This window comes from Clostridium sp. NkU-1 (genome assembly GCA_001312405.1).
Window position 1 is genome coordinate 16,444 of record BBDR01000017.1, and the last position, 19,856, is coordinate 36,299.

Annotated in this window: 30 protein-coding genes and 1 pseudogene; 13 read left to right on the forward strand and 18 right to left on the reverse strand. The window is 45.3% G+C overall.

Translation table 11 applies throughout. The features are described from left to right. Positions 1-11 precede the first annotated feature (11 nt). The 4 genes from JCM10519_RS32290 to JCM10519_RS32300 all read right to left on the reverse strand — a co-directional run bounded on the left by JCM10519_RS32290 (position 12) and on the right by JCM10519_RS32300 (position 2,201). Positions 12-188, reverse strand: a complete 177-nt coding sequence (locus JCM10519_RS32290) for a hypothetical protein (RefSeq protein ID WP_347844900.1) — start codon at positions 186-188, stop codon at positions 12-14. Then, positions 181-513 (reverse strand): hypothetical protein, encoded by a 333-nt coding sequence (locus tag JCM10519_RS32295; protein WP_347844901.1) that lies wholly within the window; start codon positions 511-513, stop codon positions 181-183. Before JCM10519_RS32295 ends, JCM10519_RS32290 begins: the two co-directional genes overlap by 8 nt. A gap of 130 nt (positions 514-643) precedes the next feature. Then, positions 644-1,969 carry an FAD-dependent oxidoreductase gene (locus JCM10519_RS20010; RefSeq protein ID WP_347844966.1) on the reverse strand — a complete coding sequence of 442 codons (1,326 nt, stop codon included), beginning with the start codon at positions 1,967-1,969 and terminating at the stop codon, positions 644-646. Position 1,970: 1 nt separating this feature from the next. Beyond that, on the reverse strand, positions 1,971-2,201 hold the full coding sequence (locus tag JCM10519_RS32300) for a hypothetical protein (RefSeq protein WP_347844902.1): 231 nt from the start codon (positions 2,199-2,201) through the stop codon (positions 1,971-1,973). Between the two features lie 316 nt (positions 2,202-2,517). On the opposite strand from JCM10519_RS32300, the gene JCM10519_RS20015 reads away from it, so the two are divergent. The 7 genes from JCM10519_RS20015 (at position 2,518) to JCM10519_RS20045 (ending at position 6,556) form a co-directional block, all read left to right on the forward strand. Next, positions 2,518-2,883 (forward strand): NusG domain II-containing protein, encoded by a 366-nt coding sequence (locus JCM10519_RS20015; RefSeq protein ID WP_347844903.1) that lies wholly within the window; start codon positions 2,518-2,520, stop codon positions 2,881-2,883. Between the two features lie 261 nt (positions 2,884-3,144). Continuing rightward, complete coding sequence (locus tag JCM10519_RS20025) at positions 3,145-3,960, forward strand: ATP-binding protein (protein WP_347844967.1); 816 nt, start codon at positions 3,145-3,147, stop codon at positions 3,958-3,960. A 17-nt stretch (positions 3,961-3,977) separates the two neighbouring features. Further along, the gene (locus JCM10519_RS20030; protein ID WP_347844968.1) at positions 3,978-4,418 is read left to right on the forward strand and encodes a hypothetical protein; all 441 of its coding nucleotides are present in this window, start codon (positions 3,978-3,980) and stop codon (positions 4,416-4,418) included. 98 nt (positions 4,419-4,516) lie between these two features. Next, positions 4,517-5,092, forward strand: coding sequence for a hypothetical protein (locus JCM10519_RS20035; protein ID WP_347844904.1), 576 nt, complete (start codon positions 4,517-4,519; stop codon positions 5,090-5,092). 33 nt (positions 5,093-5,125) lie between these two features. Next, on the forward strand, positions 5,126-5,350 hold the full coding sequence (locus JCM10519_RS32305) for a pyridoxamine 5'-phosphate oxidase family protein (RefSeq protein WP_347844905.1): 225 nt from the start codon (positions 5,126-5,128) through the stop codon (positions 5,348-5,350). 118 nt (positions 5,351-5,468) lie between these two features. Continuing rightward, positions 5,469-5,597 carry a hypothetical protein gene (locus JCM10519_RS32310; protein ID WP_347844906.1) on the forward strand — a complete coding sequence of 43 codons (129 nt, stop codon included), beginning with the start codon at positions 5,469-5,471 and terminating at the stop codon, positions 5,595-5,597. A 140-nt stretch (positions 5,598-5,737) separates the two neighbouring features. Continuing rightward, positions 5,738-6,556, forward strand: coding sequence for an alpha/beta fold hydrolase (locus tag JCM10519_RS20045; protein ID WP_054741391.1), 819 nt, complete (start codon positions 5,738-5,740; stop codon positions 6,554-6,556). Between the two features lie 473 nt (positions 6,557-7,029). Here the strand turns inward: JCM10519_RS20045 and JCM10519_RS20050 are convergent, their stop codons facing one another. The 8 genes from JCM10519_RS20050 to JCM10519_RS20080 form a co-directional block, all read right to left on the reverse strand. Then, complete coding sequence (locus JCM10519_RS20050; protein WP_054741394.1) at positions 7,030-7,260, reverse strand: methyl-accepting chemotaxis protein; 231 nt, start codon at positions 7,258-7,260, stop codon at positions 7,030-7,032. A gap of 22 nt (positions 7,261-7,282) precedes the next feature. After that, positions 7,283-7,792 (reverse strand): HAMP domain-containing protein, encoded by a 510-nt coding sequence (locus JCM10519_RS20055; RefSeq protein ID WP_054741396.1) that lies wholly within the window; start codon positions 7,790-7,792, stop codon positions 7,283-7,285. 274 nt (positions 7,793-8,066) lie between these two features. Then, entirely contained in the window at positions 8,067-8,399 is a 333-nt protein-coding gene (locus JCM10519_RS32315; protein ID WP_347844969.1) for an MCP four helix bundle domain-containing protein, read from the reverse strand. 296 nt (positions 8,400-8,695) lie between these two features. Next, the gene (locus JCM10519_RS20060) at positions 8,696-8,935 is read right to left on the reverse strand and encodes a hypothetical protein (RefSeq protein ID WP_054741398.1); all 240 of its coding nucleotides are present in this window, start codon (positions 8,933-8,935) and stop codon (positions 8,696-8,698) included. Between the two features lie 87 nt (positions 8,936-9,022). Then, positions 9,023-9,913: an ABC transporter substrate-binding protein gene (locus tag JCM10519_RS20065; RefSeq protein WP_347844907.1), complete on the reverse strand. Its 891-nt coding sequence runs from the start codon at positions 9,911-9,913 to the stop codon at positions 9,023-9,025. Then, positions 9,855-10,064 carry a hypothetical protein gene (locus JCM10519_RS20070; RefSeq protein ID WP_054741402.1) on the reverse strand — a complete coding sequence of 70 codons (210 nt, stop codon included), beginning with the start codon at positions 10,062-10,064 and terminating at the stop codon, positions 9,855-9,857. Before JCM10519_RS20070 ends, JCM10519_RS20065 begins: the two co-directional genes overlap by 59 nt. Positions 10,065-10,145: 81 nt before the next feature. Then, positions 10,146-10,745 (reverse strand): carbohydrate ABC transporter permease, encoded by a 600-nt coding sequence (locus JCM10519_RS20075; protein ID WP_347844908.1) that lies wholly within the window; start codon positions 10,743-10,745, stop codon positions 10,146-10,148. A gap of 216 nt (positions 10,746-10,961) precedes the next feature. Further along, positions 10,962-11,702, reverse strand: a complete 741-nt coding sequence (locus JCM10519_RS20080) for a sugar ABC transporter permease (protein ID WP_347844909.1) — start codon at positions 11,700-11,702, stop codon at positions 10,962-10,964. Positions 11,703-12,269: 567 nt separating this feature from the next. On the opposite strand from JCM10519_RS20080, the gene JCM10519_RS20085 reads away from it, so the two are divergent. The 6 genes from JCM10519_RS20085 to JCM10519_RS20100 are packed head-to-tail and all read left to right on the forward strand — an operon-like array spanning position 12,270 to position 15,492. After that, positions 12,270-13,379, forward strand: coding sequence for a cell wall-binding protein (locus tag JCM10519_RS20085; RefSeq protein ID WP_347844910.1), 1,110 nt, complete (start codon positions 12,270-12,272; stop codon positions 13,377-13,379). Further along, entirely contained in the window at positions 13,348-13,497 is a 150-nt protein-coding gene (locus tag JCM10519_RS32320) for a hypothetical protein (RefSeq protein ID WP_347844911.1), read from the forward strand. The genes JCM10519_RS20085 and JCM10519_RS32320 overlap by 32 nt, the downstream gene beginning before the upstream one ends. 2 nt (positions 13,498-13,499) lie before the next feature. Next, entirely contained in the window at positions 13,500-14,165 is a 666-nt protein-coding gene (locus JCM10519_RS32325) for an MBL fold metallo-hydrolase (protein WP_347844912.1), read from the forward strand. A 4-nt stretch (positions 14,166-14,169) separates the two neighbouring features. Further along, positions 14,170-14,439 carry a hypothetical protein gene (locus JCM10519_RS32330; protein ID WP_347844913.1) on the forward strand — a complete coding sequence of 90 codons (270 nt, stop codon included), beginning with the start codon at positions 14,170-14,172 and terminating at the stop codon, positions 14,437-14,439. 27 nt (positions 14,440-14,466) lie between these two features. Continuing rightward, complete coding sequence (locus JCM10519_RS20095) at positions 14,467-14,679, forward strand: DUF3006 family protein (protein WP_054741404.1); 213 nt, start codon at positions 14,467-14,469, stop codon at positions 14,677-14,679. Between the two features lie 18 nt (positions 14,680-14,697). Then, the gene (locus JCM10519_RS20100; RefSeq protein WP_347844914.1) at positions 14,698-15,492 is read left to right on the forward strand and encodes a 3'-5' exonuclease; all 795 of its coding nucleotides are present in this window, start codon (positions 14,698-14,700) and stop codon (positions 15,490-15,492) included. A 197-nt stretch (positions 15,493-15,689) separates the two neighbouring features. Here the strand turns inward: JCM10519_RS20100 and JCM10519_RS20105 are convergent. From JCM10519_RS20105 to JCM10519_RS32345, 6 genes and pseudogenes are all read right to left on the reverse strand, one after another. Then, positions 15,690-16,398, reverse strand: a pseudogene (locus tag JCM10519_RS20105) (response regulator). Beyond that, positions 16,391-17,482 carry a DUF4118 domain-containing protein gene (locus tag JCM10519_RS20110; RefSeq protein WP_054741405.1) on the reverse strand — a complete coding sequence of 364 codons (1,092 nt, stop codon included), beginning with the start codon at positions 17,480-17,482 and terminating at the stop codon, positions 16,391-16,393. Before JCM10519_RS20110 ends, JCM10519_RS20105 begins: the two are co-directional and overlap by 8 nt. 17 nt (positions 17,483-17,499) lie before the next feature. Then, positions 17,500-17,850, reverse strand: a complete 351-nt coding sequence (locus JCM10519_RS32335) for a hypothetical protein (RefSeq protein WP_347844915.1) — start codon at positions 17,848-17,850, stop codon at positions 17,500-17,502. Between the two features lie 134 nt (positions 17,851-17,984). After that, positions 17,985-19,058 (reverse strand): D-alanyl-D-alanine carboxypeptidase family protein, encoded by a 1,074-nt coding sequence (locus JCM10519_RS20115; protein WP_347844916.1) that lies wholly within the window; start codon positions 19,056-19,058, stop codon positions 17,985-17,987. Positions 19,059-19,144: 86 nt separating this feature from the next. Then, positions 19,145-19,567 (reverse strand): DUF1461 domain-containing protein, encoded by a 423-nt coding sequence (locus JCM10519_RS32340; protein ID WP_347844917.1) that lies wholly within the window; start codon positions 19,565-19,567, stop codon positions 19,145-19,147. Then, a complete protein-coding gene (locus JCM10519_RS32345) occupies positions 19,540-19,854 on the reverse strand; it encodes a DUF1461 domain-containing protein (protein WP_347844918.1) in 315 nt (104 codons plus the stop codon). The genes JCM10519_RS32340 and JCM10519_RS32345 overlap by 28 nt, the downstream gene beginning before the upstream one ends. Positions 19,855-19,856: the final 2 nt, after the last annotated feature.

A 19,856-nucleotide genomic window follows, 5' to 3' on the forward strand; every position in this document is an offset into this window, starting at 1 on the left:
GGAACAGGCCATCAGCCATAGGCACGGATGAATTTACCTGTGGATTTTGCCAGATGGGCCGTATAAGTTCTGATGACAGGAGGCGCTGAAGATAAATGCTTTTCCACAGCTGCAGCCATTAAATCGAAAGCCTCTTCAAAGTCATACCGCAGGCTGTCTGCATCCTCCAACAATTCTCTATTAGTCATTGTATAAATACCACTTCCTTATAAAGGGAAGTTTTCTCCATTTTTTCTTAAGCCAGGGCATGAAATAATAATCAAGGCCAAGGGTTCTGCCGCCGCCGATCAAGATTGCTATGCCGGCGAAAATCATCCAGAACGTATTTAAGTAAAGACCGGTGGTGCAGACAAACATAAACTGAAGCACCAGGGATGCAGCAGAGGAAAGGAAGTTAAATAAGCCCGCCATCAAAGCCAGACCGATCAAGATCTCCGCAATCACAATACCGCGCTGCATGAACAGCTGCAGTCCGCCGTTAGGCAGGATCACTGTGTTCACAAACCAGTTCATAGGAGCAAAATCCAGTTTAAAGGCATAATCAGACAGAGTTGAATGGGATAAGCCTTTGGAACTGACGAGGGTAGCATCGATTAATCCTAAAATATGATAGGAGAAAACCGCAACACCGCTGGAAACTGCTTCAGTTGCAGCACCTGTGGCACTGGCTACTGCGTCTGCCGCTGCCGTAGTTGCGCTGGAAACTGCATCTGCCGAAGGAGCTGCTCCTCCGATGCCTGTGATCCCGTAGGGAGCCAGAATGTTGTTGAAGAATTGATTGGCCCCGCCAAAAAAATCCGCTCAGCATGGGCTGATCCATCCAGCCTTCTACGACCTTCATAACACCTTCAAATACCCATACAGCGCCCAGCCAGACGCGCAGCGGTACCAGCAGGAAGCTTGGGGTCCTGTTGGAGAAATGGCCTCCCAGGAAGCTTCTGCAGTTGCGTACGGTAAAGAATTCGTGGCGTACATAACTCCAGACCTTATTCCAGCCTAATACCTGGATAAAGTAAATCACATTAATAAAATGCTTGGAAAGCATGGCAAGGAATGAACACAGGTTAAACATGAGATTGGGAAGTCCAACCCGTGCGACTCCATAGCGGCCGCCAACAGAAACCATAACACCGTGGAAGGATGGTTTATACTCCTCCATGGCTCCTGAGCCCGAAATGGCACATACCATATTATGGGCGGCGGTATGAGCGCTCTGCTCACAGTTTTCCACCATCTGGGGAACAGGCGTCTCTTCTCCCTGCGGTACATACATCATGTTGTCGCCTACTACGTAGACTTCTTCATGGTCTTTGGCCCTTAAGAATGAATCCACCTGGATTCTTCCGCGCCCTACGGATTCCAGCATCTTGGCTGCTTCTCCGGTGATATCTGCGCTTTCTATACCGGCGGTCCAGATTACTGTTCCAGCCGTATAACGGTTTTTCCTGCCATTCTGATTCAGTTCAATGAAATCCTTGCCGATGGCGGTTACACCGGTTTCCATCATTACCTTTACGCCCATCTTTGTCAGGCGTTTCTCTACCTTGCCGGACAGCTTCTCAGGAAGGATGGGTACTGCCCTTTTTAAAACATCCACGTTATGCATGGAGATAAGAGACGGATCTATTTCATACTCTTCGCATAAGAAGGGCACATATTCCGCAAGTTCTCCAGCCATTTCCACACCGGTAAAACCGGCTCCTACTACGTAGAAAGTCAAAAGACGGCGTTTTTCCGCTTCATCCGGCTCACAGGCCGCCTGGCGGAATACCTGGTGGATCCGCTCCTTTAATAACACAGCATCTTCATAAGACCAAAGCTTATAAGAGTGCTCCTCTGCACCCTCCACACCAAAATAAGTGGGCTTGGAGCCTGCGGCCAGGACCAGATAGTCGTATTCGTATTCGCCCAGGCTTCCCGTCAGCTTCTTTTCATCAATGGAGATCTGGCTGATGGTGTCTGTGATGATTTCAACATTCCTTCCTGCAAATACTTTTTTTCAGGCTGATGCGGATGCTGTCTTCCTCCACTCTTCCAGCCGCCACCTCATGCAGCTCTGTGAGCATGGTATGGAACGGATGCCTGTCAATGATGGAGATGCTTACCTCGTTGTCCATCTTCATCTTGCGGAATTTTTTTTCCAGTTTTTTGGCAGTTAAAATACCGGCATAACCGGCACCTAATACTACTATTTTCTTCAAGTCTTCCCCTCCTTGCGTGATAGCGGCTCACAAAATGCCACTTTGACATTATTATAACATATAGGATCAGTTTTTACCATAATTTTATCCCAAATCGATAATTTTTACCATAGCTTGAAACTTTCCCCTTTTTCTTTAAAATGTCTGTCAAAAGAAGCCAATAATCCACGTCCCGATTTTTATGAATCGTGGGAATAAAGCAGGATTTCCAACAGCTTCTATTAATGATTTTGGGCTTTTTTTATTTTATAAACAATACAGTTATGTTATAATAAAAATTAATAAAATTACATGTAAGAGAAATATGAGGTAACAGATGAAAAATTTAAAAAAATTGACTGTAATACAAAAAAGAGAGCTGATTCTGGTTGCGGCCATTCTGGTGATATCAGGTCTGCTTTCCGGGATATTTTATGCCAGAAACAGAAAACCGGCGGAACAGGTGGTGGTCACTGTAGACGGCAAGACTGTGGCAACCCTGGATCTTCATAAGGATATTGACATGGTTATCGACGGGTATGGCGGCACGGATCATCTGATTATCAAAGACGGCTATGCCAGCATTACAGAAGCTTCCTGCCCTGATAAGGTATGTGTACGCACCGGCAAGATCCATAGAAGCGGTGAACTGATCGTATGCCTTCCTAACCGGGTGGTGGTAACAATTGAAGGGGAAGAATAGGGGAACCGAATATATCTTCTTTTTGTGGTGAATCATATCCATTATCGGTATAAAATGTACCGCTATGTAAAAATATATACATTTTAAAGGGCTGATTGATCCTGAAGATCAGGAAAGGAGTTGATATGGGAGTGGTTCAGACAATGGTTCGCATAAGTGAAATTGAATTAAAAGGATTTAAGAATACCCAGTACGGACGAATTATAATGCCTTCTGCCGGCAATAAGGATTTTTTTCTCAAAAACAGCGGACATTCTTGGAATTTATGGCCAGAATGGTTCTGGAAAAACGGCAGTGATTGAAGCAATGGAGTTTGTTCAGACCCTTCTTACGGGTCGGCCCCTGTCAAAGGAAGCGGTTCACTATATTTCCAAAGACGCGGAAACCTGTACAATTACCGTTAAGTTTATTATCCAGGCAGACAGTAAAAAAGCCATGGCAGAATATTCGGTCCAGTTAAAGAGGATTTCCAAAAGCGAATTTGAGATTATCCATGAAACCCTAAGCTCTGCAGCCTGGAGCGGAGAAAAATTTGAAGGCAAAAAAAATGTGATCGATTTCGGGCTTCATTCAGAAGGTCCAATATTTACCCCAAAGTACCGGTTGGAAGATTTAATACGGGAGAATGATGAAAATAAAGTTAATTTAAGTGTTGCAAAAAAAATTGCCGGGAAGGATCTGGTTTCTTTTATTTTCGGGCCGGAAGGCAGAGGGATATTTTTATCCGCTGCTGATGGTGCGTCTCAGGATTATGCTTATATCATTCAATCAATTTATCAATATGCCGGCATGAACCTTTTTGTAATTTCCAATGCCCATGCGGGAGCGATCAGTATGGATTTCATGATCCCGTTTGCTTTCCGACTGGATCTTGGTGAGAAGATCGCAAAGGGCGATCTGATCATAAGGCTTGATGAGCCGTCGGTGATCAGTAAGGAGCATTTTGAAATAGCCGGGCAGATCTTCCAGGAGATGAATATCGTCCTTGATGCCATGATCCCTGGTCTTTCCATCGGAATTTATGACTTTGGCGAACAGCTTCTTGAACGGGGGGGAACAGGACACAGGTCGAATTAATTTCAAAACGCGGCGATATTACAATTCCCCTGAAATATGAGTCAGAAGGGATCATTAAGATCATTTCCGTTCTGAATGCCCTTATGTGTGTTTATAACAACTCCTCCATGTGCCTGATTATTGATGAACTGGATGCCGGCGTATACGAATATCTTTTAGGGGAACTCCTTTCTGTTTTTGAAAAGGGAGCCAGGGGACAGCTGATTTTCACCTCCCATAATTTGCGGGCATTGGAAATGATTCATAAAAGCAGCATTGTTTTTTCCACCACAAATCCCGCCAACCGGTATATCCGTTTGCAGAACATAAAGAGCAATCATAATTTGCGGGATATGTATTTGCGGAGCATCGTATTGGGTGGTCAAAAGGAAGCTATTTATGCGGAAACCGACAGCGTGGAGATTGGCCGTGCATTCAGACGTGCCGGAAAGGCGGTAAGGGATGGCGGCCAAGACTAAAAAAAGTAATCCTGTTCATTGTAGAAGGGCCTACTGACGAGGAAACATTAAGTCCGGTCCTCAAAAAGACATTTCAAAGGGAAGATGTCCGTTTTCATGTGGTTCACGGCGATATGACAAGCAACTGGTCCGTATCAGGTAACAATGCCGTTAAAACGGTTTATGAGCATATAGAGGTGGAGAGAAAGCGGTATGGAATTGAGAAAAAGGACATTCTTAAGGTGATCCATCTTGTTGACATTGACGGAGCTTTTATTCCGGCGGACAAGGTCATTCCCAGTAAAACCGGGGCAATCCAGTATTTTGATGACCGGATCGAATCAGCAGATCCTGATGGGGTCATTGACCGTAATACAAGAAAGTCTCAGGTGCTGTACCGGCTTTGTACGGCTGATGCGGTTGGTAAAATCCCGTATTCTATCTATTATTTTTCACGGAATCTTGAGCATGTGCTTCATGATGCCAATAGAGATTTGACTGATGATGAAAAGATAAATTATGCTGATGCGTTTGCAGACAGGTATGGTTCTGATCAAAAGGGGTTTCAGGCATTTATTTCATCGGATGATTTTGCTGTGCCCGGCGATTTTCGTGAGACATGGAGCTTTATCATGCAGGGACTGAATTCATTACACAGATATTGTAATCTCCATCTGCTTTTTCAGGAAGGTTAACAGGTAGATAAAAACCTAGAACAGGAGGGAATTATGAGTGATTATGAACGTGCAATGGAAGTAATGAAGGAATTGTTTTCAAAGGATTGTGTGTATGCACTGGCAACGTCAAACAACAGCAGGCCATCTTTAAGAATGGTTGATGCTTATTATGAAGACGGCTCATTTTATGTTGTCACATATGCCGGTTCCACCAAAGTAAAGGATCTGCAAGTAAATAAAAAATGTCTCGCTTTGCAGCAAGGGGTATTGCTTTGAGGGCAGTGCCTGCCTGATCGGTCATCCTCTGGCACCCTCCAATTCCCAAATCCGTGAAAAACTCATACAGGTATTCGAGCCGTGGTATTTTAAACACAATAACGAAGGGGATGAAGCCATGTGCTATGTGAAGATTGATCTGGAACATGGCTTTTTTTATAAGGACGGTACGGGATATAAAGTAAATTATGCTGATCGGACGGCAGAGGTTTTCCCCTTTATTTTTGATATCGTGTTTCCGGATTAAATAAAAAGGTTGGAAAATTCAAGCCGGGATTATAACAGGCGTTTACCAGAGCTGTATTTTCACCTAAACATGATAAAGCTGGAATGATGGCTCTTAAGAGGGAATAACATAGATTAAATAGATTGTGCAAGAGCGAGATCATGGGATATTATATAGCCGTTGAAAAAAATGTAAACATTTATGTGGAGGATCTTAATCCGGACTGCCAAAATACAATTTTATTTCTTCATGGCTGGCCGGGAAGCCATAAGCTTTTTGAATACCAGTTTGATGTGCTTCCTGCCATGGGATTCCGCTGCATCGGTATCGATACAAGAGGATTTGGGAATTCCGATAAGCCGTTTTGCGGGTATGATTATGACCGGCTGGCTGATGATGTCAGAGCGGTTATCGATGTACTGGACCTAAAGGATATTACCCTGGCAGGGCATTCCACAGGAGGGGCCATTGCCATACGGTACATGGCAAGGCACAGCGGCCATGGGGTAGGAAGACTTGCTTTGTTCGCAGCAGCAGCGCCAAGTCTTATTAAACGCCCGAATTTTCCTTATGGAATTGATGAGGACGCAGTGATTCAAATCATTAATGGGACCTATGCGGACCGTCCTAACATGTTAAATAATTTCGGCGATATGTTTTTCTTCCAGCATATTACCCAGCCGTTCTCCCAGTGGTTCTTCCAGCTGGGCTTACAGGCAGCAGGCTGGGCGACCGCAGCGATTGCAAATACCTGGATCGAAGAGGTGTTATTTTCGGATCTGGAGGCGATCAATGTTCCAACCCTGATCATTCATGGGATCCATGATCAGGTTGTACCTTATACTCTGGGTGAGATCCAGCATCAATGTATAAAAAATTCCAGGCTGGAATCCTTTGAATTCAGCGGTCATGGCGCCTTTTATGACCAAAAGGATGAATTCAATAAGGTTCTGTCCGAATTTGCCGCCGGAGTTTGTTAGAAAGAGGGCAGCCGCCAAACCGATGATGATTCATCTGCCTGGCGGCTGCCCTTAATCATTCTTTCACACAAATATGACTGCCTGGTGTTCTGCTTTTTCTCAGTATTTGTCATAGGACGTTTCTGTCCTGGCTTCATATTCGTATTTATTTGTATCTTTTATCTCTGGTTTTTGTTCTGTATCCAGTTTGAATTTTTCTACTTCCTCCCGCAGTGTATTAGCCTGGGCGCTCATTTCCTCGCTGGAGGCTGAGTTTTCCTCAGCAGTTGCTGCGTTTGCCTGTATAACCGCTGATACCTGTTCTAATCCTATGCGGATCTGCTCAATGGATGATGCCTGCTCGGAAGCTGATAAGTTGATCTGATTGACGATATCATTGATAAAGCCGGTGGTTTTATCAATATCCTCCAGGATCTGCGCGGTTTTCTGAGTGATCTCAGTGCCTTCCTGAACCGCGTGTACGGAATTTTGTATCAGCTCTGCTGTCTGTTTTGCAGCCTCCCCGGATTTGGCGGCAAGATTGCGACTTCGTCAGCTACTACGGAGAAGCCTTTGCCGGCAGTACCAGCCCGGGCGGCTTCAATGGCAGCATTGAGGGATAAGATATTAGTCTGGAATGCAATATCCTCAATGACCTTAGTTATATTTGTAATCTGATCAGAAAAGATGCCGATATTGTCCATTGCTTTTGTAAGCTGCTTCATATGAGTACCGCCGTTTTTAACGTTATGGCTGGTCTGGTCTACATACTCGGTTGCTTTTATAACATTTTTTTGAATTTTCTGCGGCCTGTTCTGTGATGCTGGCAATGGCGGAGGAAAGTTCCTCTACGGAAGCGGCCTGTTCCGTGGAACCGGCTGCCAGCTGCTGTGCTCCGGCCGATACCTGTTCTGTTCCGGAATTCACCTGCTGAGCGGCAACATCAATCATGAGGAGAGTATGGTTTAAAGAAGAAACCGTTTTTATAATTGCATTTTTAATGGCTGCAAAGTCTCCGACATAGTCTAAATCCATGGAAAAACGCATATCTCCCTGTGACAGAAGGTTCAGCTTTTCTGTAATGTCACGGATATAGGAGGTAATGGCTGCGTTTGTATTCCTGATATTTTCGGCCATGCTTCCAAGCTCATCCCTGCTTACATATGTAACCTGGGCCTGTAAATTACCTTTTGACATTTCTTTGTAAACAAGATCAATTTCCTTCACAGGATCCAAAATAGATTTTCTGATGATCACGGTAATGAAAAGGGTAAACAGCAGGGAAATCAGCAGGGATACAGAAAGGGAGAACCATGCTGATTTTATGTAGCCTTGCGCTTCCAGCTTTTGAGAAGTGGCAAACTGCAGCTGGATATTTGAAATGTTTGACAGGATTTCTCCGGCCTGATCAATGGCAGGTGAATAATTGTTTTTATAGGATTCATAGGCCTTAGTGCTGTTTCCTTTGGAGGAAGCAATAATCAGCCTGAAATCTCTTCTCTTGCAGATCGGGTCTTTGATAACAAATCCCTCAGCTGCGCGATATCGTTATCTCTTGCGTTGGAAGACTGGTTGCTGACAAAGGCTTCCAATGCGTTGGAAACGCTTTCTTCCTCTTCCTGGGCCTTAGCAGGCTATTCTGTACGGACTGCATATCATTGTCAAGAATTGCCTGTAAAAGATATTTTTGCGCCGAGGCCAGACTGGATCTCATGGTCCATGTACTGTTTGTGTTAGGTACGGTATAGCGGTAATAGCGTTCCACCTGGAATCCAAGGTTTTTCGTGTTCAATGCAGACAGGGCGGTGGATGCTATGATTATCATAAGTATTACGCCAAAACCTAGAATCAGCTTTTTGCCAATAGATAAGTTTTTTTATCAGAGAACCCCTTTCTTTGCCGGAATCTTTGGCATTTGTATTCTGTTTTTTTCATCTTATCGTTCCTTTCCCGATTTTTAAGCCTGAATGTGTGGGGCTGAAAAATGCTTTTCGTGCTATGTAATATATCGGAAATAATCAACTAATTATAAGAATCTGCCCGTTATTTTTTTGACTTTACAGACGGCTTTTCATATTAGCGATTTAAGAGGGATGGTTCCGAAAAGGAACAGGAAAAAAGAAAGCCTCCGGCTTCATTCCTGCCGGAGCTTTGGGGTCATTACTTTGTAGATGAATTATAATTTGCGATGGCAGCATTCACTTTTTCAGCCAGGAAATTTACCGCCTGTTCCGGAGTATAGGTGCCGTCATAGGTCTTTTCCATTGCTTCGTTAAAGAGCTTTCTGGACTCGGTAGCGACTCCTGATAATACGCCTGCAGTGTATCCGTTAACAGGAGTATCCTTTAACTGGTTGATGGCTGTGGTAAAGTTGGGGTTCTGGGCAATAAAGTCCTTCATGGCAGGAGTTTCATAAGCTTCGGGTTAACTGCGAAGTATCCGGTGGACATGCTCCATGTGGCCTGGGATTCCGGTGCGGTGGTGAACTCAATGAACTTCCAGGCAGCGTTCTTTTTTTGCCTCATCCTTATTGTCCATCATCCACAGGGAGGCGCCTCCGATGATCACGCCGCCGTCGGCAGCAGCTGCATCGATCTTTGGAAGATATCCGGTACCGATCTCAAAATCACTGCTGGCCGTAGCATTTTTAAGAATTGCCGTGGATTCAATGATCATGGCAGTCTGGCCGGAGAAGAATGCGGTCTGGGTATCAGCGGTGGTGCTGCCGTAGTTTGCCGCATATCCGGAATCCATGAGCTTTTTCCAGGTGTCAAAAATCTTAAGTCCAGCTCCGTTATTTAAGAAATCGACTTCAGTAGCCGGTGCTTTACGACCGTTTTCATTGTTTGCATAAAACTTTCCCTGTCCAGCAATCTGCTGTTCAAAGAACCAGCCGTAAATGGCCTGGGCATAGCCTACCGGAGCTGCTTTGCTTTCTACGATTTTCCTGGAGAATTCTAAAACCTCGTCAAATGTCTTGGGCGGGGTGTCAGGGTCTAAGCCAGCAGCTTTAAAAACGTCCTTGTTGTAGTAAAGCATTGGAGTGGAAACGTTAAACGGCATGGACATCTGTTTTCCGTCTACGGTATAGTAGCTGGTGATGATGTCCATAACGGTGGAAGGATCAAAGTTTGTGGTGGAAAACATATCCTGTACCGGAATGGCATAACCGCTGTCAGTCATGAATTTTGTGCCGATGTCGTACATCTGGCAAACATCCGGCATGTTACCGCTCTGCATGGCCGCTTTCAGCTTGGTGATCAGGTCGTCATAGGTTCCCTGGTATTCACTTTTTACCTCGATTTCATTCTGGGATTCGTTAAAGGCCTTCACCAGAGCTTCGGTTGCCTCCCCGTTTACGCCTCCCATGCATGCCATAAGGTGATGACTGTTTTCCCCCTTCAGCCGCGGCTTTGGTGTCAGCGGCTTCTGTGGAGCCTGCCGCCGTGGTTCCTCCGGAAGTGGAAGCACTTCCTCCGCATGCGGCAAGAGTCATGGACATGACTGCAGCATCATTGCCGCCAGCCATCTTTTTCTTCTTTTCATAGATATCCTCCTTAAATTATATGGTTTTATTTCTATACAGCCCTTTTTAGGCTGTATAAAATACTTATCCTTTTACAGAGCCTGAAGTGAGGCCGGAAATTAATTGTTTCTGCCCTAATATGAAGGCCAGGATGGAGGGGATCAGGATGATCATGGAACCGGCCATGACCGGGCGGAAGTCCGTGGATTCCGCACCCTGAAGCATACCAAGGCCGATCTGAACGGTTCTCATGTTCACAGAATCCGTTACAAGCAGAGGCCATAAATAGTGATTCCAGCTTTGAAGGAAGATGTAGATACCCAGTGCGCCCATAGAGGGTTTTACAAGAGGAAGGGCAATGGAGCAGAAGAAACGGAAGTTGCTGCATCCGTCAATATCCGCTGCCTCTTTTATCTCCATGGGAAGCTGAAGGAACGCCTGTCTCATGTTAAATACCGCAAAAGCGGAAGCAACGTTAGGAAGGATCAGGGCCGTATAGGTGTTTTTAAGTCCCAGGTCGCATATGATTAGGTAGTTTGCAATGATGATAGCCTGGCTGGGAATCATCATGGTTGCAAGCATCAGTAAGAACAGGGCGTTCCGGCCTCGGAATTTCATCATGGAAAATGCATAGGCCGCCAATGCTCCGGTGCCGATCTGCCCAAAGGTAACTGTACCGGACACGATCAGGGAGTTTTTGATAAAGGTAAAAAAACGGAGCCAGCTGCAGGGCTTTTATGTAATTATCCGGGATCAGCTGCCTTGGCCAGAAGCCGCCGGAAAATACTTCCTTCATAGTCATCATGCTGACGTTAAAGCAATAGACAACAGGTGAGATGATGATGACAGCAAAAAGGATATTTAAAGCATAAAGCAAATATTTTGCCAGTTTGTTTTTCATCAATAGGTCACCTTCTTTTCCAGTTTAAATTGAAGCAGGGTCAGAACCATGAGGATTATAAACAATACGATGGATTCTGCGCAGGCCATGCCGAACCGGCTGTTTATAAAGGCCTCCTGATAGATCTGGTACACAATGACGTTGGTGCTTCCCGAAGGTCCGCCCTGGGTCATCATCTTAACCTGAGCATAAGCCTGAAGAGCGTTGATGACATTGATGATCAAAAGGAAAACAGTAGGTGATATGCACGGGATGGTGATGTGCCTGTGCTTGGCATAAAATCCGGCCCCTTCAATCGCTGCACATTCATACAGGTCTGTTGGAACGCTCTGCAAAGCGGCAGTAAGGAATATAAAGTTTAATCCGATGTTCATCCATACGGTCACAAGGGTGACGGCACCCAGCGCGTACTTAGGATCCGTCAGCCAGCCAATGTGGGTTCCTAAAACCTTATTGATAATTCCCAGGCTGCTGTGGAAAATGAACATAAATACAACAGAAGCTGCCGCTGCGGAAATGGCCATGGGCAGGGCATAAATGGTACGGAATAAGTTTTTCCCTTTAATGTTTTCATTGCTTATGATTGCCAGGACAAAGCCTATGACAATGGAGCAGAACACGGTCATGACTGCGTATTGAAAGGATACCAGAAGGCTGTTTTGAAAGGCCTGGGAGGTAAAAATGGAAATATAGTTCCCAAGGCCCACAAGGGAGGAAACTGCCCCAAGGGGAGTTGTCATGGCAAAACTGAGCCAAATGGTCTTGAGGAACGGCCAAAACAGGAAAGCCGTAAAGAAAAACATGGCGGGCAATAAATACAGATAAGGTTCGATCAACCCGGAAAAAACGCTTCTTTTTCATGAAAAACTTATCCTCCTTTTCCTAAAAAGAAAAAGAGAATCAGCTTTACATCCCGTATTAGAGATAATGACGGAAATGTAACCTCTGCTTTCTCTTTTTCTCTGGCAAATGTTTCATTGACGTTAGTTTACCATATCGGTTGTCATAATGCAATATATATCTGCTTAAAATCACTATAAAATTAGTAATATTTTGATATATTATTAACGATCAGAAAGAAAAAAGAATTAAATTATATAAAAATAAAGATAAAACAAGAATAAAAATATACTTAATACACAATAGAGGGTCTTGGCTGCCTGACAGCTTCAGGAGCGGGAAGGAATAAATAGCCGCAAAACCTTACAAAACCAGAATGGCTATTCACAAACGCCTGGGGATGGGGTATAATAAGCCTATTGCATCGCAATCTGAAATTGAAATGAAAGAAAGATGGGGGATTGTATATGAAGTGTAAGAAAATCTTGTCACTGGTGCTTGCTGTGACTATGGCAACAGGGCTTAACTGCATGACTTCCATGGCAGCATCCAGAAAGAAAATCACAACGGTGAACTTAACCGTGACTGCAAATATTGTACCGGGAGGCACGATATCTGACCAGCAGGCTGAGATAACGTCCAAGAACAACAAGATCGATGTGGGAGAGTATGAATTTACCAACAGCGGCTTTCAGTGGGATGAGAATGATATACCAAGAATGGAAGTGAAGCTGTATGCCCAGGAAGGATATTATTTTTCCGTAACAGAATCCGGTTTTACCATTGACAAAGGAACCTTCGTAAAGCAGGCAAGGGAAGATTTCAGCCAGACGCTGACGCTGACCATAGATCTTCCCAGGGTCGGCGAGTTTACCCAGGCCATAGAAAGCGCGTCATGGGGCTCTAAGACCCTGGCTGTCTGGAGTCCTGCAGCCGGAGCGGGAAGTTATGAAGTGAAGGTGTACCGTGACGGAAAGCACACGGGAGGGGTAAAGACCGCCGTGGGAACGAGTCTGGATCTGGCTGAGTCCATGGGAAAGGCTGGAAACTATACCTTTAAGGTGCGGCCTGTCAATAAACAAAATGCCGAGAATAAAGGTGACTGGGTGGAGTCTTCCGCCAATTACGTTGATGAGGCGGCCGCAGGACAAAACCGTACATTTGCCCAAAACGGAGGCGGCTGGAAACAGGATGGAACCGGCTGGTGGTATGCAAACAGCGATGGAAGCTATCCTGTTAACATCTGGCAGAATATCAATGGACAGTGGTATTTCTTCAATGAGAAGGGCTATATGGTTACAGGCTGGATTGCCTGGAATGGGAAACAGTATTTCTGCGACCTTGCAGGCGGACAGATGCTGGTGAACACCATAACCCTGATGGGGCTAAGGTTGGAGCCGACGGAGCGAAACTTCCTTAGGATTAATAAATTGGCGGACTGCTTTTTGCGGTCCGCCTTTTTGATCGCCTGGAGCCCGGCCCTTTTAAAAATACTTGTAGGATTAAAGATTCTATCATATAATAACAAGGCGGAGGCAGACAGAAATGGCAGAAAAAAAGATAAGAAAATTTTATAAGCGGGTATTGGCGGCAGCGGCAGTCTCCTGGCTCTTTGTATGGCAGGATGCAGCCCGGCTGAAAGCTCTTCCCCATTGCCCCAGGGACAATGGGGAAATGAGGCGGGTACGGATCTAAAGGTGCATTTTATTGATGTGGGCCAGGGAGACAGCACCTTAGTAGAAAAAGACGGGCATTACATGCTGATAGACGCAGGAGAGCGGGACCAGGGCGAGACAGTTGCTTCCTATCTGGAGAAACAGGGAGTGAAGAAGCTGGATTACGTGATCGGAACCCATCCCCATTCTGACCATATCGGCGGGCTGGAAACAGTTATCCGGAAGTTCGATGTTCAAAAGGTATTTTTGCCGGAAAAGGAACATACCACAAAGGTTTATGAACGCCTGCTTGATGCGATAGCGGATAAAAATTTAAAAATTACCGTTCCTAAACCAGGGGACACCTACACCTTAGGAGATGCAGCGTTCCAGATCATTGCTCCCAACAGAGATTATGGGGATGATCTGAATAACTGGTCCATAGGTCTGCGGCTGGTTTATGGAAATAACAGCTTTGTTTTATGCGGAGATGCAGAAAAAGATGCAGAAAAGGATATGGTGGCAAACGGCTTTCCTTTAAAGGCCGATGTGCTGAAGCTTTCCCATCATGGAAGCTCCACCTCATCATCCGAAGGCTTTATGGATCAGGTTGATCCTGAATATGGAGTGATTTCCTGCGGAAAGAATAATGATTATGGACATCCTCACAAGGAAGTCCTGAATATGTTAAAAAAAACGGAACATTAAGGCTTTGCGGACGGACCAGCTTGGAACCATAGTGGCAGTGAGTGACGGATCAAAGGTCACCTTCCCGGAGATCAAAGAAGGAACTGGCGGAGACAGGACACAAAATACGGCAGCAGACCAGGAATATGTAATCAATACCAACACCAAAAAATTTCACCTGCCGGACTGCAAGTCGGCAGCTTCCATGAAGGAAGAGAACCGGAAGACCTATAAGGGCTCCAGGGAGGAACTGATACAGATGGGATATGAGCCGTGCCAAAGCTGCAACCCTTAGCCTGGCACAGAAGGAAGGGGAAAGGTTATGAAGTATACCATTGACAGAATCGGGGAACAGATCGTTATCTGTGAGGATGAAAACGGAGATATGGTAAAGATTCAGGCTGCCGCGCTGCCTGAAGGCGTAAGGGAGGGGGATATCCTTACAGAGGCTGACGGGACGTGGACTCTTGAGAAAGAAGAGACGGAGAGGCGCAGGCAGAGGATACGGGAAAAGCTTAGAGGTCTGACAGAATAAAGGATTAAAGAGTGAAATATGGAGAATTATATTGTACTGGATCTGGAATGGAACCAGAGCAACCGAGGGAAGGAGGAGACGGTAGAACGCCTTCCCTTTGAAATCATAGAGATCGGGGCGGTAAAGCTAAATGAGGCCCTGGAAGAAGTAGAAGAATTTAAGCGGCTTATAAAACCTCAGGTTTATCCGGAGCTTCATGAAAAGATATTGGAAGTGACCCATATGGATGAAAAGACCCTGATGGAAGAGGGACGGAACTTTGAGGAAGCCGTAAAGGAATTCCTTATATGGTGCGGAGAGGACGCTGTATTCTGCACCTGGGGGTCCATGGACTTAACGGAGCTGCAGCGGAATATAGCTTTTTATGGAATTCCAAATCCGTTTCCCAAGCCCTTTCTCTACTATGACGTGCAAAAGCTTTACAGCCTGCTTTATGGAGATGGAAAGGATAGGCAGTCCCTTGACATTGCAGTTTTAGAGCTGCAGGTCATGGAAGAGAGGCCTTTTCACCGGGCCCTTGACGATGCCCATTATACCGGGCGGGTTATGAATCAAATGGATTTTGAAAAGGTCCGGGAATACTGGTCAACGGATTATTACCGCCTGCCGGAAAATAAAGAGGAAGAGGTATATCTGGTATTTCCCGGGTATTCCAAATACATCTCAAGGCCCTTTGAGACAAAACAGGATGCCATTGGGGACAAAACCGTTACGGATTTAATCTGCTGCAAGTGCAACCGGATGCTGAGAAAAAAAGATCAGATGGTTTTCCGTGAACCAGAAGTTTTACACGGCTCTTGGATGCTGTCCTGAGCATGGGAATGTAAAGGGCAAGATCCGTATGAGGCGGACTGATGACGGACGTGTCTACGTAGTTAAAACCATGAGGCTGGTTGGAGAGGAAGATGTCCGGGAGATTTACGAAAAAAAAGGAAGAGACCAGAAAAAAACGGGTGGAAAAAAACAAAAAACCCGAAAGCATAATAAAAAGAAGGGGGATTCCCCCTTTCCTAAATCTCGCTTTCCTTCATTCGGTATCCAACCCCGATTTCCGTGAAAATATACTTTGCTCTGCCGGATTGTTTTCTATTTTTCTGCGGATATGGGCCATATTGACGCGGAGAATCTGATTGTTGCTGTCTGCGTAAGGTCCCCAGATGTGCTTATAATGTAGTCATAGGTCAGGACCTTTCCGGAGTTTTCCGCAAGAAGGGAAACCAGCTTATATTCGATCTGAGTCAAATGAATCTTATGTCCGCCAAGTGTGACAAGGCGCTTGGCAAAATCAATAAGCAGTTCTTCGTTCTTGTATGGGGTAGGTATGACAGAACCATCTACGGTACTGACGGTAGGCCTTCCGTGGCGCAGAGCAGTTCGGATCCTGGCTAAAAGTTCACTGGTTCCAAAAGGCTTTGTAATATAATCATCGGCACCGAAATCAAGAGCAGCCACTTTTTCATGCTCCTGGGTCCTGGCGGAAATGACTATAATGGGAATCGAAGTCCAGCTTCGGACGCTTTTAATGATATCAATTCCATCCAGATCAGGAAGCCCTAAGTCCAAAAGGATCACATCAGGGCAAAGGGAATTGATGAGAGCCAGTCCATCCCGCCCGTTATAGGCGGTATTTACTTTATAATCATGTCTTTCCAATGCGCTTTCAATAAAGTTGCAGATATTTTTTTCGTCTTCAATCATGACGATTGTAAACTTACTCATAAGCATTCTCCCCTAATGGTAATGTAAATGTTAAAACAGCGCCATGTTCTTCATTGGCGGCTGTAATTTTTCCGTCGTGTGCAGTTACAATGGCTTTACAGATAGAAAGCCCGATTCCCATTCCCTTATGGGAATCATAGCTGCTGTTGGGTGATGAAGTATAACCGTCAAATAAAGTCTCCAGCCGTTCCGGAGAAATTCCCACGCCATGATCCCGGATCTGAAACCAGGCATATCCATCCTCTACGAAGATCGATAAGCTGATGGGGTCCGTTGAATTGGAATGATAGACGGCATTTTCCAGAAGATTTATAATCACCTGTTCAATTAAAGTGGCATCCATTGGTACCATGACAAACTCATCTGGTACGGTCACATGGACAATGGATCCTGGCAGCCTTTTGTGAAAGCGCTCAATGGCCTCGGAAGCTACCTCTTCCAGCGGCTCCAGGCGCTTTAAAACCTGAGCTCCAGTATCCCGGATCCTGGTGACGCTGAGCAGGTTTTCCACCATATTTAAGAGCCAGTTGGCATCTTCCCGTATATTGGAGACCAGGCTGGTTTTTTCTGCCTCCGGCATGGTGCCTGAATTTTCCAGGTATGTGCTGCTGGCACCGATGATTCCTGTGAGGGGAGTTCGAAGGTCATGGGAAATGGCCCGTAAAAGGTTTGCTCTCAAGGCCTCCTTTTCCGCTTCCATTAACATCTTTTCCCGTTCGTTTAAGATACGGCTTTGCTCCTTTAAATGGGTCGTAGTAGCGCTTGTAATGGAGGATATGATTAACAGTGCCATAAAGGTGATCGGGTATCCTTCCATTGTAAAGTTAAACGCCATATATGGGTAAGTAAACACAAAGTTTACACAGATCACGCTGATAAAGGATGCAATAACTCCTGGTATATAGCCGGTGGAATAGCGGGAGATCAAAACCACTGCCATCATATAAATGATTCCTACATTGTTAGTATATCCTCCCAGTATGTGCATCATGTAGGAAAGGATGGTGGCAAACAGGAGGGAAATAAAGGTGATTATAAAATTTCGAAGCAGGTCCCTTTTGGATATAATTTTATGTTTTCTCATGGAATACCCCTTGTTATCTAACGAAATTTGAAACGGCCTCCCCGCCGTCCTTTCCGTTTTGATGAATAGGAACTGCGCCTTTGTTCCAGAATGCTGTTGAATTCATCGGCTGAAACACCGGAGTCCCGAAGGCGTTTCATGCGCTGCTCCCGCCTTACAAGGAAGTCCTGTTCTTCCCTGTGTTTCTGGTATATGAAAAATGCTGCTGCACATCCGATTAAAGCGATTGCTCCCACGCTTCCTAATATAAGCCAGGCAGCTAAGGGGATCTCAAAGGGCCTTAAAGCCTTTTCCCGGTAATCTTCCGTTTCCTTTTCCGGACGTTTTCCGGAAGGGTTTACGGAAGTCTGGGCGGCAGACGGGTCCAAAGCCTCGCCGGACTGGGAATCGGTTTCGGCATGAGGGATGGCGGCGATCCTGGTCTCTGCTTCCTTGTTCTGGAATAAGACGTCATTTACTTCCAGGAAGGTACTGCCTACGACCCGGTCATTATAACGGTAGTTTATTTTTGCAATGGCATTTTCAGGTCCCCTGATGAAATATCATAGCTGAGTTCTGCTTTTGCATCTGAAAAGTTTGCCGTTTTAGGAAGGATGATCCGGCTGTCAGGATCTAAAACCAGGGCCTCCGGTCTGGTGATGGCCAGTCCGCTGAAATTTAAGTCGCTGGTAACGGAGCTGTAGGTTTTTTCGTAATCCGCAGCTTTTAAGGAAACAAAACTTTCAAAACCAAAATCCAGGAGATGTTTCGTGTCCGCCCAATACTGGGGAGTGGATCCCTTTAAGATTATGGTAATCAGCTTCATTCCGTTTCTTTCCGCACAGGTTATCAGGGTATTGCCGGCCAGCGTGGTGTAGCCTGTTTTGCCGCCGATGATGCCCGAATAGTAGAAAGGAGTGCTTTTACGCATCATTTTATGACCGGGATAGATGGAAAGCCCTTCTTTATTGATGGAGTTAGGCGGAAGCTTATAATAGGTTGTAGAATCGATTTCTTCAAAAACAGGATTATTAAAGGCTGCTCTTGCAATGAGGGCCATGTCGTAAGGGGAGGTATAATGCTCCGGGTCATTTAAGCCGCTTGGATTGGAAAAATGGGTATTGGTACATCCAAGCTCCTTTGCACGGACGTTCATCATATCGGCAAAGGCTTCGGTACTTCCCGCCACATGCTCTGCAAGGGCATTGGCTGATTCATTGGCTGATTTAAGCAGCAGGGCATACAGGCAGTCCTTGACAGACAGCTTGTCCCCTTCATTGATCCCGGCATTGCTGCTTCCGGATTCCACATTAAATACGGCGTTATGGGAAAATGTTACTGTTTCATCAAGACTGCATTTTTCAATGACCAAGAGCGCAGTCATGACCTTTGTAATGCTGGCCGGAAAATATTCGTTGTGTATGTTCTGGCCCCACAGCACGGTTCCGGTGTCTGCATCCATCAGAATGGCTCCCTGCGCCTGGACCGACGGGCCGGAAGGCCAGTCTGCGGCCCCCATAGAAGTTCTGGTAAAGGAGGAAGCAAAAAAAAGCAGGCACAGAAAAAAAATATAAAAATTTTTAAAAAATTGAGTCATATTGAGTAATCTCTCCATAAGCTTTCATTCGGTTTCAGACGATACTTCAATCTACAGTATAGGTTATTTGCTGTAACAAGTAAAGATTATTCGCGATTTTTCCCACATTTGTATATGGATGACTTGCCCATAATAAAAAGGCAGATGGCCCAAATCAGCAGAATGGAGAAAAGGTAGATAAAACCGATGAGAAAGACCGTGTCCCGAAAGAAGCCTTCCGGTACAATGTTAATGAGCATATCGGTGGAAGGATCCAGCATCCACAAGTCATTTTTAAAGAATATATGGTGGAACATAATAAAATATCTGGTAAAATCTGTGGAAATAATGAGCGCTGTGGCAGCAGACAGGAAAAAAAAGATCCCGGTGCCCGCGCACACGGCCCGGGGAAAAGTCCTTTTGAAATTGGTCTTTAATAAAAGAAGAACAATAAGGCATAAGGCCATGACCATGAGGCAGCCTGACCGTATGGACAGGGCACCTAAGAACAGTCCGCGGACATCCTCCATATGGGCGATTTCACGGGCATTAAAAAATTCCCGTTCAACGCTCCTATGGTGGTCTCTACGTGAAGATTGTCCCTCTTCCCCCGCAGATAAGACATCATCTCACTGGTAACGTCTAGAAGGTCCTCCATTGTCATGGAGACTGCCTGGGTCACATTATATTTGGTATATTCTTTTTCGAAGTATCCTGGAGTCCAGTACACAGCAGCCTCCACAGAGGTGAATAAAAGCACGATCATCAGGCAGATGGAAAATATGATTCCAGCAGTATATTGAAGCAAACGGTTCATGG